Genomic DNA, 24,403 nt, shown 5'->3' with positions numbered 1-24,403 from the left:
GTCAGGGACGTTGCGCAGTTCCACGTGCCGACCAAGGTCGGCACCTACCCATTACCCATTGCCGTGATGTTCCGGCACGTTACTCGGCGCGCAGCGCCGCCAGTGCGGCCAGCACGGCCTCTACGTCGGCTTCCAGCTTGAACAGCTCGCTCTGCAGTGCGTCGCCCTGCTCGGCCTGCTTGAGCACGGCAATCAGCTGGCCGGCATCACGCGGCGAATCGAAGCCTTCGCTCTGGATCAGCAGCGTGCCGTCGCCGGCGGTCAGCTTGAAGTAGAAGCGGCCGTCCTTCTCGCGGTATTGCTTGAACAGCGGCGGAGCCACGCGGGCCACGCCGGCGTCTTCGCTGACGATATCGCCTGCGCTGGACAGATCGCGCAGGCCCACGGCGTGGCGCAGTTCGTCCAGCAGCGGCATGGCCAGCTGTTCGCGCAGCTGCTGGCCACGGCGCTTCAGCAGCGCTTCGATCTTTTCCGGTTCGGCCATCAGCGCGTTGTAGCGCTCGCGCAGCGGCGACAGTTCGCTGTCGATGCGCTCGAACAGCTGCTGCTTGGCATCGCCCCAGCTGATGCCCTCGGCGAAGGCCTGGGCAAACGCGGCGGTCTGCTCGGCGCTGGCGAACGCCTGGTACATCTGGAACAGCGCCGAACCTTCGGTGTCCTTCGGTTCGCCCGGTGCGCGCGAATCGGTCAGGATCGAGAACACCAGCTTCTTCAGCTCCTCGCGCGGGGCGAACAGCGGAATGGTGTTGTGGTAGCTCTTGCTCATCTTGCGGCCGTCCAGGCCGGCCAGGGTGGCCACCTGCTCGTCGATCACCACCTCGGGCAGCGGGAAGTACTCCTTGCCATACACGTGGTTGAAGCGCTGGGCGAAGTCGCGCGCCATTTCGATGTGCTGGATCTGGTCACGGCCCACCGGCACCTGGTTGGCCTTGAAGATCAGGATGTCGGCGGCCATCAGCACCGGGTACATGAACAGACCGGCGCTCACGCCGGCATCTTCATCCACCCCTTCCTCGCGGTTCTTGTCCACCGCCGCCTTGTAGGCATGGGCACGGTTGAGGATGCCCTTGCTGGCGATGGCGGTCAGGAACCACATCAGCTCGGTGGTTTCGCGGATATCGCTCTGCCGGTAGAACCACACGTGTTCCGGGTCCAGGCCACAGGCCAGCCAGCTGGCGGCGATTTCCAGGGTCGCGCGCTGGGTGCGCTGCGGGTCCTGGGCCTTGATCAGGCTGTGCAGGTCGGCCAGGAAGAAGAAGCTTTCGATATCCGGCGCGCGGCTGGCGGCGATCGCCGGGCGGATGGCGCCAACGTAATTGCCCAGGTGGGGCGTGCCGGAGGGGGTGATGCCGGTAAGGACTCGGGTCGTCATGACTGCGTGCGGAAACCTTCGATGAACGGGGCCAGTTTACCGCGTGCCGGGCCAACCCCGTCGGGGCCGGCCGTGCGTTTGTTCACTCGAGCCCACCGGAGACCTGCCATGAAGCGCCTGCTGCCCCTGCTGCTGATCCTGCCCCTGGCCGGCTTCCGGCCTGCCCCGCCGCCGTCGGCCCCCTACCCGCAACAGCCGGTGCGGATGGTGCTGGTGGACCGCGACCGCGATACCGAACTGCGCAGCTATGCCGCCGACGGCCAGCAGTGGGTGGCGGGGGAACGCGGCCACCGCTACGCCGTGCGCCTGTACAACGACAGCCCCAGGCGGGTGCTGGTGGTGCTGTCGGTGGACGGCATCAATGCCATTTCCGGCGAAGATGCCGATCCGTCGCAGACCGGCTACGTGCTCGATCCGGGCCAGAGTGCGGACATCACCGGCTGGCGCAAGAGCCAGGACGAGGTGGCCCAGTTCGTCTTCAGCAGCCCCGGCGGCAGCTACGCCAGCCGCACCGGGCGGTCGGACAACATCGGCGTGGTTGGCATGGCGGTGTTCAACGAGGCCTACCGCTGGCGCCCCACCCCGCGCCCGCCGCTGCGCCATCTGCCGCCGCCGGCACCGGCCGCGCCGGCCCCCGCCGCCGAATCGGCCGCGGCCGACGCCAGTGCCAGCCGCATGGAAAGCAGCAGCGCCAGCAAGGCGCGCAGCCAGGCCCCGGCGCTGGGCACCGGCCATGGTGAGCGCGAGTACTCGCAGGTGCGCGACACCCAGTTCGAGCGCGCCAGCCGCACACCCACCCAGGTAGTGCAGCTGCGCTACGACAGCGCCCGCAACCTGCGCGCACGTGGCATCCGCCTGGATGCACCGTCACGCCTGGCGCAGGAACCGCAGGCCTTCCCCAACCGCTACGTGCCCGATCCGCCGGCGCGCTGAGCGCACACAGCACGACGCCCGCACCATTTCGGCGCGGGCGTCGGGCTGTGGGGGACGCTCAGGTGTCTCAGCGCGGGACTTACCTGAAGTCCGGGTAATCCTTGCGCACGCTGTCCGAGAACTCGCTGACTTCCTTCTCGGCACGGTCCTTTGCCCAGCCATAGCGTTCCTGCAGACGGCCGGCCAGATACTCGGCGTTGCCTTCTGCCACATCGAAATCATCGTTGGTCAGATCGCCCCACTTGGCCTGAGCCTTGCCCTTCAGCTGCGACCACTTGCCGGAAATGATGTCTTTGTTCATTGCTGGAATCCTTGGTTGCAACGGCGTTCTTACCGTGACTCCAGCTTCGCGCACTGCCTGTTGAACAGCGGTCAACCCACCATGAAAAGCATGCTCACCTGCTTGAATGGTTCACTACCCGGCGCGTTGCACCGCGCCTGCACGCGCGCACGAAAAAGGCCGGGACATGCCCGGCCTTTCCGTGTGTCGCACCACCGCAGGCTCAGTTGCCCTTGGCGGCATCCTCGACCTTTTCGCCAGCCTTCTGCACATCCTTGCCGGCACCGGCAACGGTATTGCAGCCGGACAGCATGGCCACCGAGAACATCGACAACAGCATCAGGGCAACTACACGCTTCATGAGCTTCTCCTTGGGTTGGCCGCTACACCGCGCACATCGCGGGTCGGATTCTGTCGGTTGGCGGCGGTCCCCGAAGGCAGCGCCGTCGCTTGACGTGCAATCTGGCGGCAACGGCGTGGAGCGAGTGTGAACGGCGCAGTGGGCCATTCAGACTGCGGCAGGCAGGCTCAGTCGCGCATCAGGGTGGATTTGCCGAACAGGCTCTCCACCAGGTCCACGGCCAGCTCGGCAGTGGTGTTGTGGTTGTCCAGCAGCGGGTTCAGTTCCACGATGTCCAGCGAGCCCATGCGGCCGCTGTCGGCAATCATTTCCATCACCAGCTGCGCCTCGCGGTAGTTCACCCCGCCCGGCACGGTGGTGCCCACGCCCGGGGCGATGCTGGGGTCAAGGAAGTCCACGTCGAAGCTGACATGCAGGTGGGTGTTCTCATCCACACCGGCCAGCGCGGCTTCCACCGTGCGCTTCATGCCGTTCTCATCGATGTAGCGCATGTCGTACACATCAACCCGGTGGGTCTTGATCAGGCGCTTCTCGTCCGGGTCCACCGAACGGATGCCGATCTGGTGCACCTGGGTGGGGGCGATGGCCGGGGCGCTGCCGCCCAGCCGGGTCAGTTCGTCCGGGCCCAGGCCGCACAGGCAGGCCACCGGCATGCCGTGGATGTTGCCCGACGGGGTGACATCGCTGGTGTTGAAATCCGAATGCGCATCCAGCCACAGCACGCGCAGGGTCTTGCCCTGCTCACGGCACCAGCGCGCCACGGCGGTGATCGAACCGATGCCCAGGCAATGGTCGCCGCCCAGCATGATCGGCATGCGCCCGGCCTGCAGTTCGGCGTAGCTGGCCTCCATCAGCGCGCGGTTCCAGGCCACCACTTCATCCAGGTGGCGGTAGCCGGCCACTGGCGCGGTCCACGGGTTGCGCGGGCCGTCCAGGTTGCCCAGGTCGCGCACGTCCACGCCACGCGCAGCCAGCGCCTCGGGCAGGCCGGCCACGCGCAGGGCTTCCGGCCCCAGCCGCGCCCCGCGATGGCCCGCGCCCACGTCGGTCGGCACGCCAATCAGGGTGACGGAAATGGGATGGGCCATGGGTGCCTCCTGCGAACGAAAAAGAAGCACAGTCTAGCCAGAGGCGTGTGACACCACTCGCGGCGGTGCAGCAGCGGTCAGCGGTGGCGTACCGGGGTGAGGCTCTGCACCTGGCCGTTGTTGCGCAGCATGCACAGGAAGCGGCCATCGGCATAATCGATGATCAGTTCCTGGTAATCGCTGCCCACCGGCACCTGGGTGACCAGCGTGCCCTGGTCGCCCTTGCGCGCATTGCACGATCCCAGCGCGGTATCACCGGCGGGTGCGGCGCGGGGTGCGCTGGACGTGTTGCGGAACACCGCCCGGCAGCCGGCGTTCACCCATACCGAATGCCGCGACAGGCCCCAGTTCACGCCCTGCTCGCAGCGGGTGCGGCTGAGCTGACGGCTCACTTCCACGGCGCCACGGGTGTTCATGTCGCAGGACACCTGGCGCTGGTCGGTGGATTCGCAGGTGACCTCGTTGGGCAACGCGGCATCGCCGTCGTTGTCATGCCGGTGCGCGGGCGACGGCGGCGCTGCCGCGCTGTCGCTGACCTGGCAGATGCCGTTGGCCCCATTGCGGCCGGTGTAGCTGACCTGCGGCGTGCCATCGTCGCCGGTGCTGATGGACACCGTCAGCCCGCTCTGCGCATCGCGCGCTTCGGCGTAGCGGTCATTCACGTGCTTCAGGGTGGTCTGCCGCCCCTGCACATAGACCGGCCCGCCCGCGTCGGCGTGCACGTCGATGCCACCGGGGCAGCGGGCATTGAGGAAGGGCACGGCGGCCAGCGCCGGCGTCGTGAGCGCAACACCCAGCACAGCGACAACAACAGACAACGTCTTCAGGCGCATGGTCGGTTCCCGAGCGGGCCCGGAACGGGCAGATGGCCGGAGTATGCGGTGCAGGTGTCGGTGCGGATGTGAGGGCCCGCGTTTCGGCCTTCGGCGTCGGTCGCCGGATTCGACGTGTCGCGTCTGTTGGCGGGTCCAGCGTTCGTCATCGCTGCGGTGTAGGGGAAAGCTGATTCTTGTAGAGGAGAAGCGGCATTGTGCGACCCAATTCTCGTACATGTCGACTTTTCCTCTTACCGGCCTTGCACCGTCGCGTGATCGTCCCGCTCACGGCAGCTACGACCCACGCGAAAGGTGTCCGAGATGCCGTCATTTCTCCAGAGAAGGAAGACGCATCATGAAGAATTCGCTATTGCATCTACTGCTCGCAGGCGCGATGACAGCCTGTGGATTTTCCGCGCAGGCTACTGAGGCTTTTCACTGCGACGACTGCGACCTTGGAAAGCGCCAGACGATTTCAAGGGAGCGCGGCGAGGGTGACTACTACTTCTGGGATTTCAGGAATCGCCGCCTGTACCACATGAACGTCAAAGGCCAGGGCGGCGGACCACTCTCTGCAGCGGGCCTGCCCGTCGTCAAGGAAGTCATGTTGACGGCCGAGGAACACGCGATGTTCAACGCCGGCCTGCAGTTGTACGACGTCAATGGTGGCTCGCCAGTAGTAACCCACACCCTGCCTGTAATTGACATCCCGGTTCAGCTCGGGCGGGCAGGCAACTCGACACTGGCCGAGCCCGCAGCAGCCCCGGCCGATGACGGCCCAACAGTTCCGATGAATGCCATGGATGCGGTGACTACCCCACAACTCCGTCAGGAGGCGATCCAGAGAACATTCAGCTACTCGAATCTCGGTCCATTCTGGTACACCCTCGAATCTACGCGAGCATTCATCTCTGCGTTCTCGCAGGCCATTCAATCCACTCTTCTGCCCACGCCGATATCGATCATCAATCGTGTCCCGTTTCCCGACGGGTCGTACATCCTGGTGAACTACAACTGGAACGTTCGGGACTACAGCTACATCCCGGGCTCTGCACGGGATGCGGTGGGCAACATCATTCCTGACTCGCAAAAAGACGTTGCAAACCAGGACCAAGCCACACAGAACTACGAGTTCCCGAACTCCCCGGCAGGTTACGGGTCGGGCGAAGAGATGGTCAGACACCTTGATCGTTTGGGCGTGGGCTGGGATGGGCCAAACTCGCCGCCGATTCATCGGGGCTACCGGATCGGCTGTACCTACACGCCAACAGGCGTGCGGTGCCAGATCATTTCGTTGAATCCGTGAGAACTGCGGGCGACAGACCATGCACGGTAATCGGGTACTTCTAGCCACGCTACTGATCTTCGCGTGGTCCAGCGGCGTTTGGATGATGGCGGGGCTTCGCAGCCCCGTGCGATTGGAAGGCTGGGTGGCCGGTTCCTACCTGCTGCTGTCGCTGGCGTTCATCGCCGCCATTCTCTGCTACAGGTCACGGCTTCGCAGAGCACCGCCTTTCACCAACCAGTCCTATGCGACGCGGCTGCTCACGCTGTCCTGGATGGCCTGCGCGGTGGGCGGCGTGGCAGCCATCGTAGCCAAGTGACCCTGGCTTCTGAGAGCGGAGAAGAAGTCGGGTCGTCGATTACGGGCGCCCGCGCGTCCATCATTGGACGCGCGGGCCTGCATGTGGTGGGATGAAGACGCATCCACGCAGTTAAGTGGTCTTTACAGGGCGCATTGCTCGCGGCGCGCAATGCTCTGCAGACGGCACGCCATTCAACGCATTCCTGAGCAGCGCGCATTCTGTCGTTTTTGCCTTGAAATCAGTGCTTTGAGCCAAAAACGGCAATTCAACTTTCTGATCAGAAAGTGCGAATGCATCGCGAGAATCAATTGGCGCAGCCTCTTCCCGCGTGCCAATCATGAATCGCCACCGACAACGGGTGGCCGGGTTTCCAACCCCGAAGATCTTGATGTTGTTTACGCTTGCCAGCCGGCGTCGTCGTTCCGTGCGCGACGCCGGCTGGCAATCCGTCCGCGTCCATATGGCGGGCGGTGCGTGGGGGCCTCGTGCCCACCGGCTTCGTCAAGATCACCGGGATTGGAACCACGCATCGCCCGCCACCCGCAGCGGTGGCGCTCTGCCCCGCTTCGAGGATGCCCGCATGACCCGACCGCCGCACCCGTTCCTGACCGCCACCCTGGGCGACGCTGCCGCGCAGCTGCCGCCGGAACTGGCACGCCCGCTGGAAGCCGCCTTTGCCGCCGCCAACGAAGTGCTCGATCCGCTCACCCTGCCCGTCTGCCTGCAGCGGCTGCGCGCCGGTGAAGCGGCCGATGGCCAACCCTGGCGGCGGCCGGTCTGCTCGCCAGCACAGGGCCAGGCGCTGGCCCGCGCCGACCGCGCCAACGCCGGCCTGGGTACGCTGCTGGAACTGCTGCACGCCGCCGAACGCGTGCGCGTGGATGGGGCCGCCAAGGACGATATCGGCGACGCCACGCGCGAAGGCCTGCTGCTGGCCTGCCGCGGGCTGGCCGAATACGTGGGGCAGCAGCTGCAGGCCGCCTGAGCCGGATCACGCCGGCGGTGCGACCCCCTGCGGATCGTGCAGATTGCGCAGCTTCTTCTTGTTGATCTTGCCCACGCTGGTGCGTTCCAGCGCATCGACGAAGCGCACCCGCTGCGGAATGGCGTAGCGGGATATATCGCCGGTGCGGCTGCGTGCCGCCACCAGCTCGATGATCTCTGCTTCGCTCACTTCGCTGCCGGCCTGCCGCACCACCAGCGGCAGCGGCCGTTCGCCCCACTTGTCATCGGCAATGCCGATGACCGCCACCTCGCTCACCGCCGGGTGCAGCGCAATGATGTCTTCCAGTGCCAGCGACGAGATCCACTCGCCGCCGGTCTTGATCACATCCTTGATGCGGTCGGTCACCCGCAGGTAGCCGCCGCTGTCGATGTTGCCGATGTCGCCGGTATGCAGGTAGCCGCCTTCCCACAGCGCCGCCGATGCCTCGGGGTTGTGCAGGTAGCCCGGGGTCAGCCAGGGCGCGCGCACCACCACTTCGCCGGTGGCACTGCCGTCGTGGGCGACGTCCTGCATCTGCGCATCCACGATGCGCAGTTCGACCAGCGGCACCGGAATGCCGGCCTTGGTGCGCAGTGACAGTTCCTGTTCCGCATCGGCCACTGCGTCGGGGTCGATCTGCGCCAGGGTCAGCAGCGGGCAGGTTTCGGACATGCCATAGCCGCCGAAGACATCAATGCCGCGCGCCAGCGCCTGCTGGGCCAGCGCACGCGGCAGCGCCGCACCGCCGATGATCACCTTCCAGCCGCGCAGATCGGCCTGTGCGGCATCGGGGTGCTCCAGCAGCATGTGCAGGATGGTGGGCACGCAATGCGAGAACGTCACCTGTTCGCGGGCGATCAGCTGCAGCAGCCGTGCCGGCAGATAGCGCCCCGGGTAGACCTGCTTGATGCCCATCAAGGTGGCCACATAGGGCACGCCCCAGGCGTGCACATGGAACATGGGCGTGATCGGCATGTAGACATCGTCGCGATGCAGGCGCCCCTGGCTGGCAGCACTGCCCAGCGCGGCCATGGCCGCCAGCGAATGCAGCACCAGTTGCCGGTGGCTGAAGCACACCCCCTTGGGCAGGCCGGTGGTGCCGGTGGTGTAGAACACGGTGGCGCGCGTGTTCTCGTCGAAATCGGGGAAGCGGGTGACCGGCGTGGCCGCGCGCAGGCCGGCCTCGTATTCGCTGGCGAAGCCGGGCGGCAGCGGGCCGTCCTCATCGTCCAGCAGGATACGCGTCTGCAGGTCGGGCAGCTGCTCGTGCAGCGCGTCCAGCACCGGCAGGAAATCGCGGTTGGCCAGGATCACCCGAGCGCCGCTGTGGTTCAGCGTGTACGCAATCTGTTCCGGTGCCAGGCGGATGTTCACCATCATCAGCACCGCACCCAGCATCGGCACGGCGAAGTAGCTTTCCAGGTAGCGGTTGCTGTCCCAGTCCATCACCGCCACGGTATCGCCCTGCTTCACCCCCAGCGACGCCAGCAGGCCGGCCAGTTGGCCGATGCGTGCCTGCAGGGTGCGATAGTCGAAGCGCACGCGGTCGCCGTAGACGATTTCCTGCTGCGGCCGCGTCGCCAGCGGCGTATGCAGCAGCTGCTTGATCAGCAGCGGGTAGGCCGGCGCGGCGGCGTGTTCCGTTGGCATGGTGCGCTCCTTGTGGGCCGCATCGGGGCGGCCGGGTTCATCGGCCACACTAGCGATCCACGCAGGCCACGCCAGCGTACCTAGGTACCTGTGCCCGGCCGCAGCGGTTTTGCTAACCTCGCCAGAACATGCCCAGCCTGCTGATCGCCGACGACCACCCTTTGTTCCGCGCCGCCCTGCACCGCGCGGCCGAGGACGCCGTGGCCGACCTGCAGATCAGCGAGGCCGATTCGCTGGAAACCGTGCTGGAAGCGCTGGAAAGCCGGCCGATCGATCTGATGCTGCTGGACCTGCACATGCCTGGCAACCATGGCCTGGCCGGGCTGGCCACCATCCGTGCGCTGCAGCCGGGGCTGGCGATCATCATCGTGTCGGCCAACGAAGAGCCGCACGTGATCCGCCGCGCGATCGATCTGGGTGCGGCCGGCTACCTGCCCAAGAGTTCCGGCTTGAACGACCTGCAGCACGCGCTGCAGACCGTGCTGGAAGGCGAGCGCTGGATTCCGGCGTTGCTGCGCGAAGCGGTGGCGCGGGTCACGCCGTTCAACAAGGACGCCGACCTGGCCGCGCGCCTGTCCAGCCTGTCGGCGCACCAGTACAAGGTGCTGAGCCTGGTGGCCGAGGGCCTGTTGAACAAGCAGATTGCCGACCGCCTGGGCGTGCAGCTGCGCACGGTAAAAGCGCACATGACCCGCATCATGGAACGGCTTGGGGTGCGCAACCGCGCGCAGGCGATCCGCGTGCTGCACGAAATGGGCCTGACCGATCCCGCGCGACAGATTGAAGACACCCAGGACGCCTGAGGCCTCAGTCCGCCACGGTGGTGGGCGTGGCCAGCAGGTGGTTGATCGCCCAGCGCAGGGCCAACGGCTTGAAGGGTTTGTTGAGCAGTGACAGCCCCACCGCACGCACCGCCTCGCGCACCTCGCTGCCGGTATCGGCGCTGAGCACCACGGTCGGCCGCGGACCATGCGCGGCCACCAGCCGCTGCCACAGCGCCACCCCGGTATCGCCTGAGTCCAGGTGGTAGTCGAACAGCCACAGCGCGGCATCGGCCGCGGCGCTGCCCACGGCGCCCGCATCGGCAACGGCCACCACATCGCAGCCCCAGGCCAGCAGCATCTGCTGCATGGCGTGCAGGGCGTCCGGATCGTTGTCGACCACCAGCACACGGGTGCCCTTGATGGCACTGCTGCCGCCGCTGGTGGCCTGCGGGCGCTGGACCAGCGGCGGTGTGGCGCGCGCCACGCTGATGGAGAACGCCGAACCATGATCGAGCACGCTGTGCAACTGCAACGGTGCATGCAGCAGATGTGCGATTCGGTGGGCGATGGTCAGCCCCAGGCCCAGGCCCTGGCCGTTGCTGCGGTCGCCGCGGTGGAATTCCTCGAACACGATGGACTGCTGTTCCGGGGCGATGCCGGGGCCGCTGTCATGCACCCCGATCAGCAGCGCCGGGCCGCGACGGCGCACGCCCAGCAACACCCCGCCCTGGCGGGTGTAGCGGATCGCATTGGCCAGGAAGTTCTGCAGCACCCGCCGCAGCAGCAGCGGATCGCTGTGCACCCAGGCCGCCGTGCGCACGTAGCGGAACTGCAGGCCACGCGCGGCGGCCAGCACGGCGAATTCCTGCGCCAGCGGGTCCAGCACGGTGGCCAGCGCGAACGGGCGCGGGTCGGGTACCAGCCCACCGGCTTCCAGCCGCGAAATGTCCAGCAGGCCCGACAGCAGATCGTCGGTGGAATCGAGCGCCCCGCGGATCTGGCGCAGGAAGCTGCCGAGGAATTCCGAATCGATGTGCTGGGACATGGCGTCGGCCAGCAGCTGCGCCGCATGCAACGGTTGGATCAGGTCGTGGCCCACCGCGGTCAGGAAACGGGTCTTGGCCACGTTGGCCCGTTCGGCCTCGTGCACCGCCTGTTCCAGCCGCGCGGTGCGGTCCTGCACCCGCCGTTCCAGCGTTTCATTGCTGCGCTTGAGCGCATCCTCGGCGCGGCGGAAGGCGGTGACGTCGGTGAAGGTGGCCACGTAACCACCGCCGGGCATCGGGTTGCCACGGATTTCAACGATGGTGTTGTCCGGGAAGATGCGCTCGGACAGATGCGGGGTGCCGCGCCGCATGTGGGCCACGCGGCGCTGCAGCGCGTGGTCGGGGCTGTCGCCGGCCCGTTGGCCGATCTGCAGCTGGTCCAGCGCCCACGCGGTCAGGTCCACCACCGGCCGGCCCACCTGCAGCAGTTCCGGCGGGAAGCGGAACAGCGCGGCGTAGCGGCTGTTCCAGGCCACCAGCTGCAACTGTGCATCGACCACGCTGATGCCCTGGCTCATGTTTTCCAGCGCGGCTTCCAGCAGGCGCTGGTTGAAGCGCAGCGCCTGGGTCGCCTCGCCTACTGCACGGGTGACCGCATCCAGCGGCGCTGCGCCGCCATCGCGCGCTGCTTCCACCAGCAGGCGCGCCATGCCGGCCCCGACCACGGCGGTCAGTTCGCGCTCGATGGCGGTCACACGCTCGGCTTCCAGCATCTGCCCGGCATGCCCTTCCATCAGCTGCCGCGCGCGTTCCTGGCCCAGGAAACGCCCGGCGGTGCGGCGCATGGTGGCCGCAGCCACCGCATTGCGCTGGCGCGGCAGCGACGGGCGCACCGCCCGCGCCACCAGCACGATCGCCACCAGGTTCGCCGCCAGGCTGGCGCACATGCTGAAGGCGATATGCCCCGGTTGCAGCCGCACCGACAGCAGGGCCAGCCAGTGCAGGCCATCACCGCTGGCACCCGGCTGCGGCGCCGGCACCACCATCGGCAGCAGCACCAGCCACAGCCACACCAGCGAGCCCACCACGATGCCGGCCATGATGGCCGGCGCCGGCGTGCGCGGGCGGTACACCGCCAGCAGCACCGCCGGTGCCAGCTGCGAGAGCGCGGTGAAGGACATCAGGCCGAAATCGCTGAGCGCTTCGGTATCGCTCATCGCGCGGCTGTACAGCCAGGACATCAGGAACACCGCGACGATGCCGGCACGGCGCAGGGCCAGCACGCGCGGGCGCAGGTCGGCACCGGCGTCGCCGCCCTGCATGCCGCCCAGCAGGCGCGAGCCCACACCATGGTTGCCCAGCATGATCGACAGAGTCAGGCCGGACAGGATCATCATGCCGGTGGCCGCGCTCAGGCTGCCCAGGTAGGCCACCAGGGCCAGCAGATGGTGGCCACCGGCCAGTGGCAGGCCCAGCACGTACAGGTCTGGCGAGACCGACGGCGGCAACTGCGCCGCGCCATACAGCGCCATCGGCACCGACGGCAGGCCGATCAGCAGCAGATACAGCGGGAACAGCCAGCGCGCCGTCTTCAGGTCGGACGACTGGCGCAGCTCGACCACGCCTACGTGGAACTGGTGCGGCAGGGTGAACGCGGCCAGCGCGCCCAGCAGCACCATGGTCAGGAAATCGGGGATGACCGCTGGCGGTGGCAGGGTGACCATTTTCTGCAGCAGCGGCGTGCCGGACTGCTGCACCGACAGCGCGGCATACAGGCCGATGGCCAGCAGCGCCACCAGCTTCAACACCGATTCCAGCCCCAGCGCCACCACGATGCCGCGGTTGTGTTCGGTGGCCGAGGCCTTGCGCGCGCCGAACAGCAGGGTGAACGCGGCCATGGTCAGGGCGAACCAGAACGACATGTCCAGCCGCCAGCCATTGGCGGCGAAGTGATCGCCCAGCAAAGCGCCCAGGCCCTGGCTGACCGCTTTGAGCTGCAGCGCGATGTAGGGAATGATGCCGAACAGCGCCACCACGGTGATGGTGATGGCCAGCCCCTGGTCACTGCGCAGGCGCGCCACCACCAGGTCGGCCAGGGTGGCACTGTTGTGCTGCTTGGCCAACCGCCCCAGCCGCAGCAGGAACGGCAGGCCGAAGGCAAAGATCAGCGCCATGCCGATCAGCGTGGGCGGCACCGGGAAGCCCCACTGCACACCCTGCGATGCCGCGCCGTAATAGGTCCACGCGGTGCAGTGCACCGCCAGTGACAGGGCGTAGATGACCGGCCATGCACGCGCCAGGCGGTGCCCCTTGCGTTCGCCCCACAGCGCAACGCCGAACAGCAGCACGGTCCACGCGATGCAGGCCAACAGGACGATCGAGGGCGTCAACATCGCTCCAGTGTAGAGAGAACCCGTGGCGCCGTGCAGCGGCCCGCGCTAGGCGGCGACCACCACCAGCGACAGCTGTTCGGCCACCACGGCCACCTGCCCGCCCGGTACCACTTCCACGGTCTTGTGCTGGGTCAGCAGCCACTGCCCGGGCTGCCGCGGTTCCAGGCTGACCAGCTGCGAGCGCACCTGCACCTCGCTGGCGCTGGGCACCGGGGCCAGGAAGCGCACCTTGTTCAAGCCGTAGTTCAGCACGTGGGCGATGCCGGCAAAGCCGGCCAGCGCGGCCACGTCGTCTTCCACGGTCAGCGCCAGCAACAGGAAACCATGGGCGATGGTCTGCCCACCCGGCAGGTCGCTGCGGGCGCGCTGCGCATCGACGTGGATCCAGTTGTGGTCGCCGGTGGCATCGGCGAAGGCATCAATGCGGGCCTGGTCGATGCGCCTGCGTGGGCCCAGGCGCTCGCTGGCCGCCCAGCGCCAGAGATCCTGCAGGGCCACCGGCAAGGCCTCGGCATGGGCGGTGGTCACCGCACACGCTCCAGCAGGGCCAGGATCGCATCGCGCGCCTCGGGCTCGTTCAACATCGGTGCGTGGCCGACCGCCGGCACTTCCACCAGGCGGGCCTGGTCGGAAGTGGCCACCATCTGCCGCGCCACATCGGCCGGCAGGATGTCCGACAGCGCGCCGCGCACCACCAGCACCGGCACGCGCGATGTCAGCCCACGTACCGCCCGCCACAGCACCGGGCGCAGCAGCCACAGCAGCCACGGCCGGGTGGTACGGATCACCGCCGGGTCGTAGTCCAGTTCCAGCAGGCCGTCGTCACGCACGCGGAAGGTACGCTGCGCCATCGCCCGCCAATCGTCGCTGCCGTAGCGCGGGAACGCGGCCTTGCCGATCGATTCCACGTACGCGGTGGCCTGGGCCAGGTCCATCGCAGGCAGTGGCTTGCCGGCGTACTTGCCGATCCGCGCCAGCGCTTCGCGTGGCACCTTCGGGCCGGCATCGTTCAGTACCGCCGCTGCCACGCGCTCTGGTGCGCGCGAAGCCACGGTAAGGGTGACCAGCACGCCCAGCGAGGTGCCGATGAACACCGCCTTGTCGATGCCCTGCGTGCGCAGCAGCGCCACCATGTCGTCGGCGTAGGTGCGCGCGTTGTAGCTGGCCGGGTCGGCGGCGCGCTGCGAACCGGCGCGCCCGCGCAGGTCCACCGCCAGCACGCGCCAGCCGGCCGCCGACAACGAGGCGGCCAGCGCATCGAAGTCGGCCGCGTTGCGGGTCAGGCCTGGAATGCAGACCACGGTGCCGCGTGGCGCGGCTCCGGTTGCCGGTGCATGGTCGCGCGCGTGCAGGCGCAGGCCATCGTCACTGTTCCAGTACAGATCCTGGTAAGACGGCGTCATGCAGTTCACTCCTAGAAATCGTAACGGACGCTCAGACTGTACTGCCGCGGCGGGCCATAGAAGCCAATGAGCGTACCGACCGCCGGAATGTTGTAGCCGGTGGTGCGGTATTCCTTGTCGGTCAGGTTGGTGCCCTGCAGCGAGAACGTCCAGGCATCATCCAGCCGCCAGATGACACCGGCATTGACCAGCCCGTAGCCGTCCTGGCGGATCACCGGGCTCAGGTCGGTGGTCGGCCACACCTCGCTCTGGTAGCTGTAGGTCACCCGTGCGGACAGATTGCCGCCGTTGGCCAGATCGGTGCGGTATTCCACGTTCACCGCGCCGGAGAAATCCGGAGCGTTGGTGAACTTCATCTGGTCGGCGACGTTGACGCCGCGGTCCATGTATTCGTCGTACTTGGTGTCCAGCCAGGCCAGGTTGCCGGAAATCATCCAGTGCTGGGTGGGCAGGTACTGGTACTCGATCTCCAGGCCGTTCACCGTGCCCTTGCCGGCGTTGGTGAAGTCACCGAAGAAGCCATCAGCCACGCCATCGCCGTTGGTGTCGATGCCGGTGAATACCGAAAGCTGGATGTCCTTGTACTTGTTGTGGAACGCCGACAGGTTCAGGAACAGGCGCTGGTCGAAGAAGCCCATCTTGCTGCCGATCTCGAAGCTGTCCACGGTTTCATCGTCGAACGGCTCGGCCGAGCGCGGCACCGCCACCGCATTGGCGCGGATGTTGTAGCCGCCGGATTTGAAGCCACGCGTGGCCAGGCCATAGACCATCACGTCCGGGGTGATCTGGTAATCCAGCGAGACCTTGGGCGAGACGTTGCTGAAATTGGTCTTCTTGTCGAAGTCGGCGGTGACCGCCACCGGCCGGCTGAAGCCGGGGTCGGCATACAGGCGGTTGAGCACGATCGCGCGCTTGTCCTCGTCGGTGTAGCGCGCGCCCAGGTCAAGCTTCAGCTTGTTGGTCAGGTCGAAGGTCCAGTCGGCATACAGGGCGATGCTGTCGGTCAGCACCTTGCCCTGGTTGTCGGCGAACTGCGCACTGAAATAGTTGTTCTGGATCTGGCCACCAGCCTCGCCACTGAACTGGTACAGGCCGACCACGCCGCGCACGCGGCCGCCGGCATCGTAGTTCAACTGCAGTTCGTTGCTGATCTGGTCATCGTGGTAGGTACCGCTCACGTCGGCCAGCTTCACCGGCGTGGTATCGAAATCGACGTTGCCATCGCTGTCCGATTCGCGCTTGGCCACCACGTACTTCAGCGCAACGTCCTCGCTGGGCCGCCAGTTCACCGTGGCTGATGCACCCTTGCTTTCCACGTTGTTGAGGTTGCGCATGCCCGAGCGGATGTCGTAGCGGCTGTCCATCGGCTGGAACGCCGGCAGGAACGGGTTGGGCGCCAGCATCTTCGAACCGCGCATGCCGGATTTGTCGTCGATCCAGTCCAGCGCGAACTGCACATCGAAATCATCGCCGGCATAGGCACCCAGGTTGAAGCGCGCCGCGTTGATCTGCTTGTCGCTGACCGGCTGGCCGTTGAAGGTGTTTTCGCCGAAGCCATCCTGGTTCATGCTGGCCACCGCCACGCGCGCGCGCAGGCCGCTGTCGGCGCCGCCGATCGGGCCGCCGATGGCCGCCTTGGCGTCCAGCTGGCTGTAGTTGCCCACGGTGATCTGTGCGAAGCCTTCGGTCTGGGTGGGCAGGCCGCGCGAGATGTACTTGATCGCGCCGCCGATGGTGTTCTTGCCGTACAGCGTGCCCTGTGGGCCGCGCAGCACTTCGATGCGCGAAACGTCGAACACGTCCAGCAGCGCACCCTGCGGGCGCGCGATGTAGACATCGTCCAGGTAGATGCCCACGCCCGGGTCGGCGCCCCAGGTGGGATCGGACTGACCAACACCGCGGATGTAGGCAGTGACCGTGCTGCTGGCGCCGCGCGCCGCGTAGATGGTCAGGTTGGGCACCTGCGCGTCCAGATCGCTGATGTCCTGCACGTTCATCTTGTCCAGCGCTTCGGAAGTGAACGCGGTGACGGCCACCGGTACTTCCTGCAGGGTCTCTTCGCGCTTGCGCGCGGTGACCATGATGCTGTCCAGGTTGGTGGCCGTGGCCGCCTTGCCCGCGCTGGGCGCAGGCTCTGCCGCCTGCTGGGCCAGTACCGGCCCGGACACCACCAGCGCGCCGATCATCAGGCTCAAACAATTCCGTTTCATTCGCTCCTCCCCAGTGCCACGCGGGTGGCCCACGCCGCCCATCGTGCCAAGGCTAGCGGTGCGGCCGGGGCCCGGCGAGTGGACCTAGGTCCAGTCGGCAGCCCGGGCCGGATCGGGATACTGGGCGCGCCGTCACCGGCGGCCATCGCGCACGCACCAGGAGCTGGCATGAACGCTGTCATCGATTCGATCAGAGCGGCAGGGCGGGCGTTGTGCCTGTGCCTGGCCATGGGCGCAAGCGCTGCGGCGGCGGGCGCCGAAGGGCATTGGGATGCCGGTGTATACGGCAACCTGTTCGGCAGCCGCGAGTACCAGGTGTGGGTGCCAGCCGGCTACCAGGCCAGCCAGCCGCTGCCTTTGCTGCTGGTGCTGCACGGCTGCGTGACCGGGCCCAACCTGATGGGCGAGGCATCGGGCTTCAACGAGGTGGCCGACAGCGAGGGCTTCATCGTGGTGTACCCGCGGCAGAACGTGACCGCCAATGGCGGGCGCTGCTGGAACTGGCAGTTGCCGGTGAACCAGGCGCGCGGCAGCGGCGAGGCGTCGATCCTGGCCGGCATTGTGGGCGCGGTGAAATCAGCTTACAGCGTCGATCCGCGCCGGGTGTATGTGACCGGCATTTCCGCCGGCGGGGCGATGACCTCGATCATGCTGGCCTGCTATTCGGATGTGTTCGCCGCCGGTGCGGTGCATGCCGGTGGCATGTACAAGGGCGCGACCACGGTATCGGGCAGCGCCTATGCGCTGCTGGCCGGCAGCATCCATTCACCGGACAGCAACGGGCGGCTGGCGTGGCAGTGTTCGGGATCGCCGTCGCCGCGACCGCTGCCGGTGCTGGTATTCCATGGCAGCGCCGATACCACGGTGAACCCGGTGAACGGCCAGCAGGCGGTACGCCAGTTCCTGCAGACCAACGATCTGGCCGACGACGGCCTGGACAACGATTCGGTGGGCACCACGCCAACCAGCGTTTTCAACGGGCAGGTGCCGGGCGGGCATGCCTATACGGTCTACAGCTACCAATACGGCGGCCGCACCCTGGTGCAGCACTACGTGGTGCAGGGCATGGGGCATGCGTGGAGCGGCAGCACGTCGGGGCTGCCGTTCACCGATCCGCAGGGACCGGACGCGACGCTGATTACGTGGTTGTTCCTGAGGGATCAGCAGCGTTGATGAGGCTGGGTGTGGTGCCGCTTATCCGAATCGAACAGACCGCACACCCCACCAGAGCGGTGCGCATCAGCCGGACACACTGCTATCTTCAGGTTGACTGGGCGCGACGGTATCAATCAGTGATCGCCGCACAGGTACATGGATGGGCAGTACCGATTGATTGACTGGAGCGGGGGCGTCAGTCCCCGCTTTCATGCGGAGACGGAATGCACAGGATCGCAAGTTTGTTTCTCGGCATCTGCGCCATGGGTCTTGCAGGCTGCGCGACCACCACACTGCCCAAGGGCGTTGCGTCATCGGGTTACACCGAAGTTGTTTCGGTACCTATTGGTCCTCTTCGCTACTTCCACACAGCTTCCTTACTGCCTGGTCGAACCGACGTAGGCACCACCCATGTCCACCTCTGTGCAAACACTGAGCGGAGTATCAGCCTGCAGATCGCGGATGGGCTTGGGATCGCTGCGGAAGATGTCTGTTCACGGATCGATGCGGCGGCGGCCTTGGCCGAGTCATGGATACCGGCAGCCTCCAACAGCTATCGGGTCCTGCTCGTGCCAGAAGGCACTGCAGGGGCGATACGGACAAGATCGCTTGGCCGCTTTGCGACAGGCAGGACACTTGCACTTGCATCGCACGTCTACGGCGATCAACCACAAGCCTTCGCGAATCTGGTTGACCTGGTTGCGCATGAGAGCCTTCATGCATTGGGGCTCGCTACCAAGCATCCCCGAGCGCGCGACGAAAGAAGTGCCTATTACGCAGGGCTATGTGCCCAACTCAAGATCAACGGGCTCATCAAGGAAGAGAGCTTGCCCGGAGCCCCACTTGCTTCAGGTGATCGGGCAGTACGCATCTCGTCGCAGCAGGCCTATCGTTTGCGGCTTGAGACCTATCCGTTGCTGGTGAACGGTACCATCCGGATTGGAACGCCATCCGGCGAGACGATGCTGCAACGGTGTCAGCAGATTGGAAGCGAGCTGATTCGGCTGCAATAGGCCTGGACACGAAAAAGCCAGCGCACTGCGCTGGCTATTCCGGCTGCCCCCCCGTTTCCAGAGACGCATGGGCAATCCCAGATGGTGCCGCTTATCCGAATCGAACGGATGACCTACTGTTTACAAGACAGTTGCTCTACCAACTGAGCTAAAGCGGCATGGGGTGCTGGGTGCTGCGCCGGCGGCGCCTGGCGCGGCCGGGACCCGATTCTAGCGCAGTCGCGTGCAGTCCAGCGACCGTTGCTGTGCGGCGGCGCTGCGCTGCTGCACCTGGCCCGGCTCGCTGCCGTTGGCCAACTGCCCTTCCAGCCACCACTGCCCGGCTTCGCCGCTGGCGACCAGGCGCGGCTGGAAGCCGGCGGCCTGCACGGCGGCCATGCGCCGTTCGGCGCCTTCGCGGTTGCGGTACTGGCCCAGGGCAATGGCATTGGCCTCTTCGCCCTGGCCGATGATGTAGTAGTCGCTCAACCCGGCGGCAACGATGCGCTTGACCGTGGCCTGCGCGTCATCGCGGCTGGCCGCGGCAGGCAGCAGCACGCGGTAACGGGCACTGCCGCTGGCGGCCGGCTGTTCGCGCAGGCGGGCGGGCGTCAGCAGGGAGCCGGCGCGACCCTGCGCGGCCACGGCGGCGGCGCGATCGGCAAACGGCCCCAGCGCGATGCAGCGCGGCGGCGCGGCCGGCTTTTCAGGCGCAGGCTTTTCCGGCGCGGGGGTTTCAGCGACCGGCGGGGTCGGTGCGGCGGGGTTGGCCACGGCGGCCAGCGGCGCGGCGGCGGTGGGCTGCGGCTGCGGCGTGGCGGTGGGCGTGGGCGCAGCAGCCGGTGCGTCGGCAGGCGCCAGCGCAGCGCCCGGTGCGGCTTCGCGCGCTACCAGCGCTTCGGTCGGGGCGGCGGCAGTCTGTGCCACGGCCACGGCGTCGGTGCCGCCGGGCAGCCAGCGCAGTTCGGCCACGCCGCTGGGCGGCGTTGGCGCAGAAGCGCGCGTGGGTTCGGTTCGCAGCAGCCACCAGCTGGCGACCCCCAGGTTGAGGATGGCCAGTACGACAATCAGGGCACGGGTCAGCATGCGCCGATACTAGCCTGCTGCCGGGTGCACCGCCCAGCGGGCCAGGCCATCGAGCACCAGCGACGGGTGGTAATCAGCGCCCGGCAGCAACGGCATCAGTGCCGGTGCGCCGCCGCCATGCACCAGCAGCGCCGGCAGCGTGCCCAGCAGCGCCTGTGCCTGCTGCGCACTGCGTTCGATAAGCGCAACGGCTGCGCCATCGCAGCCCGACGCCAGCGCATCGGCGGTGTCGTTGGCGAATTCGCTGTAGTCGCCGCCCGCGGCCGGCAGCTGCACGGCCCGCGCATGCAGGGCTTCGCGCATGGTGGTGGGCGATGCGGAAATACGGCCACCGTGGTGCTGGCCGTTGCCATCCAGCAGGTCCAGGGTGAGCGCGGTACCTACGCCGACCACCAGCACCGGCCGTTGCGCGGTGGCCGCCGCCAGCAGGGCCAGGAAGCGGTCCACGCCGAACTTTTCCGGCTTCGCATAGGCGATGCGCACGCCCGCGCATTCGGCGCTGGTGCGCACCACGCGCACCTCATCGAAGCGGCGCTGCAACTGGTCCAGCATCGCAGCGGTGAGCGACGGTGCGGCCACGCTGGCAACGAAGGCGACGCGGCCGCTGGGCAGGCTGTGCTCGGGTTGCGCGGCCATGCCTTCGGCGCCGTGCGCCCAGGCCTGCACATCGCCGGCACGGTTGCCCTGCAGCGGCGCGAACTTGAAACGCGAATTGCCCAGATCGAACAACCAATCGCTCATGCCGCCCTCACGCTGACTTCGCCGGCGTGCAGCAGGCGCTCGCGGCCATCGATGCGCACGCGCAGGGCGCCATCGTCGGCCAGGCCCAGCGCGGTGCCGTGCTGCCATTGGCCATCCAGTTCCACACGCACCTCCTGGCCGGCCAGCATGTCCAGCGCGGCATAGCGCGGCAGGAACGGTGCCAGGCCATCACGGTCGAAGGTTTCCAGCGCCGGCAGCAGGCGCGCCAGTACGGCGGCCACCACCTGGTTGCGGTCCACCACGGTGCCGGCCAGCGTGTCCAGGTCCACCCACGGCTGGGTGATCTCCTCACCGAAGGCAGGCGGCATATGCACGTTGATGCCGATGCCGATGACCGCGCGCGCCGGGCCGGCGTACTCGCCACCGCCTTCGGCCAGCAGGCCGACCAGCTTGCGGCCGTCCACCAGCACGTCGTTGGGCCACTTCAGCTGCGCCTGGGTGAAGCCCAGATCGTGCAGCGCTTCAGCCACGGCCACGCCGGCCACCAGGCTCAATCCGGCCAGACGGCCCAGGCCGCCTTCGAACAGGCGCAGCACCGACAGGTAGACATGGGCGGCCAGCGGCGAAGCCCAACTGCGGCCACGACGGCCGCGGCCACCGGTCTGGCGCTCGGCCAGCAGCACGCTGACCCCGCGCAGTGGCGCGCTGCAGCGCAGCAATTCGGCGTTGGTGGAGTCCACCGTCCAGGCCACCTGCAGGTCGTGCAGCAGGGCCTGGGCGTCGGCAGGCAGGCGGCTGCGGATGGCCTGGGGGTCGAGCAGCTCCAGCGCCCGGGTCAGGCCGTAGCCCTCGCCCGCGCGCCCCTGGATATCCACACCAGCGGCCCTAAGTCCTTGAATCCGCTTCCAAATGGCGGCCCGGGTCTGGCCCAGCTCACGGGCCAGGGCATCGCCGGACAGGCGACCGGCAGCGAGTTTGGCCAGCAGTTGGCGATCGTCCACGGCAGTTTCCGTCAGGTCAGGCAGGAATTATGCGGGAAAGGCCGGGCAGGCGCCCGCCGGGGGGCTTCCACGGCGGGGCCGGGTTCGGGCTATGATCGGGAACTCACCTCCCCTTAACGTGGATGTCGTCAATGCGCCGTTATGCCCATTGCCTGATCCTGCTGACGATGCCGTTCGCGGCGTCTGCAACGGCAGCGCTCGATGACAGCCGGGGTGCCTGTGTGTATTCGGCGGGGGATGCCGCTTCGCAGCGCGCGCCCAGCGCCGCGCCCACCAGCGCGGCGGCCAAGCCGGCGCCGGTACGCCCTGCGGCCAGCACCACCACCGGCGGTGGCGGCGATGACGATGTGCTGCCGCGCATCCGCGCACCGAAGTGGCACAGCTACCTGCCGGGCATGTTCCGCTGATCAGGTCGTTGTTGCAGTGGCTGCGGCCGACGCCGCGGCCGATCGAAGATGCCCATTGGGATGATGCCTGCCAGCGCGCGGCATGGCTGCGCGGCCTGGATGATGCGCGGCGCGCGCGCCTGCGCGTACTGGCCACGCGCTTCCTGCACGAAAAGACCCTGACCCCGGTGGGCGGCCTGCAGCTGCAGGTGGCCGACGGCGTGCTGCTGGCGGCGCTGTGCTGCCTGCCGCTGCTGGAATTTGGCGACGTGGGGCTGCAGGGCTGGTCGCAGCTGATCATCTACCCCGATGCGTTCCGCGTGCACCGCAGCCACATGGATGCGGCCGGCGTGCTGCACGAATGGGATGACGAGCTGATTGGCGAAGCCTGGGACAGCGGTCCGCTGATCCTGTCGTGGGCCGATGTGCAGGCCGACCTGGCCGCGCCGCACGACGGCTTCTGCGTGGCCGTGCACGAGATGGTGCACAAGCTGGATGCGCTGGACGGGGCGATGGATGGCACCCCGCCACTGCCGCGCGACTGGCAACGCGAATGGGCAGCCACGTTCCAGCAGGCCTACGATGCCTTCTGCGCGCAGGTGGATGCGGGCGGGGAAACGTTGATCGACCCGTATGCGGCCGAGGCCCCGGAAGAGTTCTTCGCGGTGGCCAGTGAATACCATTTTTCCGCGCCGGATCTGTTGGCCGAGGCGTTGCCCGAGGTCGCCGCGCATCTGCGGCGGTTGTATGGCGCGCCGCCGGCGATGGTCGGGTGATTCATGTGTTCGCCGGGCAATGCCCGGCGGTGGGGATCACGGGCCCGGCGGCAGGCGTACTTCGAAGCGGGCGCCGCCCAGTTCGCTGGAACGGGCCACCAGCAGTTCGCCGCGGTAATCCTTGATCAGGTCCTGCACGATCGACAGACCGATGCCGTGGCCCTGCACGCGCTCGTCGCCGCGCACGCCACGCTGCAGCACCTTGCCGATGTCATCCGGGGCGATGCCCGGGCCATCGTCGTCCACCGCCAGCAGCAGGCCGGCGCGGCGCGCGTTCGGCGCCGGCAACGGCTGGGCGGTCAGCAGCACGCGGCGCTTTGCCCACTTGAAGGCGTTTTCCAGCAGATTGCCCAGCAGTTCCTGCAGGTCGCCCGGTTCGCCGTGGAAGCGCGCTGCCGGGTCGATGTCGAATTCGCACAGCACGCCCTTGGCGGCGTAGACCTTTTCCAGGCCACGCACGATTTCTTCGGCGTTGGGTTCGATCGGCAGCGGTGCAGAGAACAGCTTGTGGCCCGACGATGCCGCACGCGCAAGCTGGTAGGACACCAGGTTGTTCATGCGCTGCAGCTGTACGTCCAGTTCTTCGCGCAGCGCATTGTCGCCGGCACCACTGTCCATCTGCGTGCGCAGCACGGCAATGGGTGTCTTCAGGCTGTGCGCCAGGTCGGCCAGGGTATTGCGCTGGCGCTCCAGGTTCTCGCGCTCGCTTTCAATGAAGGCGTTGATGCTGTCGGTCAGCGGCTCCAGCTCGCGCGGGTGGCGCTCGCTCATGCGCTCGGTTTCGCCGCGCTGCACCTTGGTCAGCTCGGTGATCACCCGCCGCAGCGGGCGCAGGCTCCACTGCAGGATGACCGTCTGCAGCAGCAGCAGGATCAGGCCGATGCCGCCCAGGTAGAACCAGACGCGGCTGCGGAACACACGCAACTGCGCACCCAGCGCGCGCGAGTCTTCCATCACGTAGATGGTGTACGGGAATTCGGTGGCCGGGTCGGCGTCGGCGTCCCACACCAGGCCCAGGCCATAGCGGTACACCGAGCCCTGGCTGCCATCGATCTGGATCATCGGCAGCGGGCCTTCGAACACTTCCTGGCGCGGCGCCAGCAGGCCACCACCCACGGTGGGCAGCATGGGGCCTTCGGCGGACATGGAATTGCCCTTGCCGTCGGGCATCACCACCTGCAGGTACAGACCACTGCCGGGCACGTCGAAGCGCGGATCCGGCGGCTGTTCGCGGATGTACAGCGAACGGTCGCGGGTGAAGTCGATGCCGGCCGCATAGGCGGTGGCGTAGTTCTTCAGGCGCTCACGCAGGTTCGCCTTCGCCGTATCGGCGAAGGCGGCATCGAGCGCATAACCGGCCAGGGCCAGGAACGCGACCAGGCCCACGGACGCGGCAAACGTCTGGCGCGCCTGCAGTGAGCGCGGCCGCCAGCGTCGGAAGAACCACAGACGGCCGGACATCATGCTATCGCCAGGGTG

23 protein-coding genes and 1 tRNA gene are annotated in these 24,403 nt (G+C 67.4%); 9 read left to right on the top strand and 15 right to left on the bottom strand.

The features are described from left to right. Positions 1–79: 79 nt before the first annotated feature. Positions 80–1,372 carry a tryptophan--tRNA ligase gene (locus C1931_RS01415; protein WP_108755150.1) on the bottom strand — a complete coding sequence of 431 codons (1,293 nt, stop codon included), beginning with the start codon at positions 1,370–1,372 and terminating at the stop codon, positions 80–82. A 108-nt stretch (positions 1,373–1,480) separates the two neighbouring features. On the opposite strand from C1931_RS01415, the gene C1931_RS01410 reads away from it, so the two are divergent. Continuing rightward, positions 1,481–2,305 (top strand): hypothetical protein, encoded by an 825-nt coding sequence (locus C1931_RS01410; protein WP_108755149.1) that lies wholly within the window; start codon positions 1,481–1,483, stop codon positions 2,303–2,305. Positions 2,306–2,384: 79 nt separating this feature from the next. Here C1931_RS01410 and C1931_RS01405 read toward each other — a convergent pair whose 3' ends face one another. The 4 genes from C1931_RS01405 to C1931_RS01390 all read right to left on the bottom strand — a co-directional run bounded on the left by C1931_RS01405 (position 2,385) and on the right by C1931_RS01390 (position 4,867). Continuing rightward, positions 2,385–2,606, bottom strand: a complete 222-nt coding sequence (locus C1931_RS01405) for a CsbD family protein (RefSeq protein ID WP_108748166.1) — start codon at positions 2,604–2,606, stop codon at positions 2,385–2,387. A gap of 202 nt (positions 2,607–2,808) precedes the next feature. Further along, complete coding sequence (locus tag C1931_RS01400) at positions 2,809–2,946, bottom strand: entericidin A/B family lipoprotein (protein ID WP_108748165.1); 138 nt, start codon at positions 2,944–2,946, stop codon at positions 2,809–2,811. Between the two features lie 167 nt (positions 2,947–3,113). Then, on the bottom strand, positions 3,114–4,034 hold the full coding sequence (gene rocF / locus C1931_RS01395) for an arginase (protein ID WP_108748164.1): 921 nt from the start codon (positions 4,032–4,034) through the stop codon (positions 3,114–3,116). A 77-nt stretch (positions 4,035–4,111) separates the two neighbouring features. Further along, complete coding sequence (locus tag C1931_RS01390) at positions 4,112–4,867, bottom strand: DUF3011 domain-containing protein (protein ID WP_108755148.1); 756 nt, start codon at positions 4,865–4,867, stop codon at positions 4,112–4,114. 337 nt (positions 4,868–5,204) lie between these two features. Between C1931_RS01390 and C1931_RS01385 the strand changes: the two genes are divergently transcribed. The 3 genes from C1931_RS01385 (at position 5,205) to C1931_RS01375 (ending at position 7,420) form a co-directional block, all read left to right on the top strand. Continuing rightward, positions 5,205–6,155: a hypothetical protein gene (locus tag C1931_RS01385; RefSeq protein ID WP_159095428.1), complete on the top strand. Its 951-nt coding sequence runs from the start codon at positions 5,205–5,207 to the stop codon at positions 6,153–6,155. Positions 6,156–6,279: 124 nt separating this feature from the next. After that, complete coding sequence (locus C1931_RS20200) at positions 6,280–6,453, top strand: hypothetical protein (RefSeq protein WP_159095427.1); 174 nt, start codon at positions 6,280–6,282, stop codon at positions 6,451–6,453. Positions 6,454–7,015: 562 nt separating this feature from the next. Next, entirely contained in the window at positions 7,016–7,420 is a 405-nt protein-coding gene (locus C1931_RS01375) for a hypothetical protein (protein WP_108755145.1), read from the top strand. Positions 7,421–7,426: 6 nt separating this feature from the next. Here the strand turns inward: C1931_RS01375 and C1931_RS01370 are convergent, their stop codons facing one another. Beyond that, positions 7,427–9,070: a fatty acid--CoA ligase gene (locus tag C1931_RS01370; protein ID WP_108757613.1), complete on the bottom strand. Its 1,644-nt coding sequence runs from the start codon at positions 9,068–9,070 to the stop codon at positions 7,427–7,429. Between the two features lie 128 nt (positions 9,071–9,198). On the opposite strand from C1931_RS01370, the gene C1931_RS01365 reads away from it, so the two are divergent. Next, the gene (locus tag C1931_RS01365; protein WP_108755144.1) at positions 9,199–9,873 is read left to right on the top strand and encodes a response regulator transcription factor; all 675 of its coding nucleotides are present in this window, start codon (positions 9,199–9,201) and stop codon (positions 9,871–9,873) included. 4 nt (positions 9,874–9,877) lie between these two features. Here C1931_RS01365 and C1931_RS01360 read toward each other — a convergent pair whose 3' ends face one another. From C1931_RS01360 to C1931_RS01345, 4 genes are read right to left on the bottom strand one after another with little or no spacing between them, the layout of a single operon-like run. Beyond that, entirely contained in the window at positions 9,878–13,213 is a 3,336-nt protein-coding gene (locus C1931_RS01360; protein WP_108755143.1) for a PAS-domain containing protein, read from the bottom strand. Positions 13,214–13,258: 45 nt separating this feature from the next. Then, positions 13,259–13,741, bottom strand: a complete 483-nt coding sequence (locus C1931_RS01355) for a MaoC/PaaZ C-terminal domain-containing protein (protein ID WP_108755142.1) — start codon at positions 13,739–13,741, stop codon at positions 13,259–13,261. Then, positions 13,738–14,616, bottom strand: a complete 879-nt coding sequence (locus C1931_RS01350) for an alpha/beta hydrolase (RefSeq protein ID WP_108751877.1) — start codon at positions 14,614–14,616, stop codon at positions 13,738–13,740. Before C1931_RS01350 ends, C1931_RS01355 begins: the two co-directional genes overlap by 4 nt. A gap of 11 nt (positions 14,617–14,627) precedes the next feature. Continuing rightward, on the bottom strand, positions 14,628–16,802 hold the full coding sequence (locus C1931_RS01345) for a TonB-dependent receptor (protein WP_108755141.1): 2,175 nt from the start codon (positions 16,800–16,802) through the stop codon (positions 14,628–14,630). 192 nt (positions 16,803–16,994) lie between these two features. Between C1931_RS01345 and C1931_RS01340 the strand changes: the two genes are divergently transcribed. Both C1931_RS01340 and C1931_RS20195 read left to right on the top strand, forming a co-directional pair. Then, positions 16,995–17,999 (top strand): PHB depolymerase family esterase, encoded by a 1,005-nt coding sequence (locus C1931_RS01340; protein ID WP_108755140.1) that lies wholly within the window; start codon positions 16,995–16,997, stop codon positions 17,997–17,999. Between the two features lie 206 nt (positions 18,000–18,205). Beyond that, positions 18,206–18,994 (top strand): hypothetical protein, encoded by a 789-nt coding sequence (locus C1931_RS20195; protein ID WP_159095426.1) that lies wholly within the window; start codon positions 18,206–18,208, stop codon positions 18,992–18,994. 82 nt (positions 18,995–19,076) lie between these two features. On the opposite strand, the gene C1931_RS01335 is transcribed toward C1931_RS20195, so the two are convergent. From C1931_RS01335 to birA, 4 genes are all read right to left on the bottom strand, one after another. Beyond that, positions 19,077–19,152 (bottom strand) — tRNA-Thr (locus tag C1931_RS01335). Between the two features lie 52 nt (positions 19,153–19,204). Continuing rightward, entirely contained in the window at positions 19,205–20,059 is an 855-nt protein-coding gene (locus C1931_RS01330) for an SPOR domain-containing protein (protein ID WP_108755139.1), read from the bottom strand. A 9-nt stretch (positions 20,060–20,068) separates the two neighbouring features. Further along, on the bottom strand, positions 20,069–20,800 hold the full coding sequence (locus C1931_RS01325) for a type III pantothenate kinase (RefSeq protein ID WP_108755138.1): 732 nt from the start codon (positions 20,798–20,800) through the stop codon (positions 20,069–20,071). Next, a complete protein-coding gene (gene birA / locus C1931_RS01320; protein WP_108755137.1) occupies positions 20,797–21,762 on the bottom strand; it encodes a bifunctional biotin--[acetyl-CoA-carboxylase] ligase/biotin operon repressor BirA in 966 nt (321 codons plus the stop codon). The genes C1931_RS01325 and birA overlap by 4 nt, the downstream gene beginning before the upstream one ends. 131 nt (positions 21,763–21,893) lie before the next feature. Here birA and C1931_RS01315 point away from each other — a divergent pair, with 131 nt between their 5' ends. Together C1931_RS01315 and C1931_RS01310 are read left to right on the top strand one after the other, a co-directional pair. Further along, positions 21,894–22,169, top strand: coding sequence for a hypothetical protein (locus tag C1931_RS01315; protein ID WP_108748150.1), 276 nt, complete (start codon positions 21,894–21,896; stop codon positions 22,167–22,169). Positions 22,170–22,177: 8 nt separating this feature from the next. Then, positions 22,178–22,924 (top strand): M90 family metallopeptidase, encoded by a 747-nt coding sequence (locus tag C1931_RS01310; protein WP_108755136.1) that lies wholly within the window; start codon positions 22,178–22,180, stop codon positions 22,922–22,924. 36 nt (positions 22,925–22,960) lie between these two features. Here C1931_RS01310 and C1931_RS01305 read toward each other — a convergent pair whose 3' ends face one another. Beyond that, positions 22,961–24,385, bottom strand: coding sequence for a sensor histidine kinase (locus C1931_RS01305; RefSeq protein WP_108755135.1), 1,425 nt, complete (start codon positions 24,383–24,385; stop codon positions 22,961–22,963). Between the last annotated feature and the right edge of the window lie 18 nt (positions 24,386–24,403).

This window comes from Stenotrophomonas sp. YAU14A_MKIMI4_1 (genome assembly GCF_003086855.1).
Taxonomy (GTDB): Bacteria; Pseudomonadota; Gammaproteobacteria; order Xanthomonadales; family Xanthomonadaceae; genus Stenotrophomonas.
Note: the sequence above shows the minus strand (reverse complement) of the source record. Positions and strands in the feature narration are given on the sequence as shown.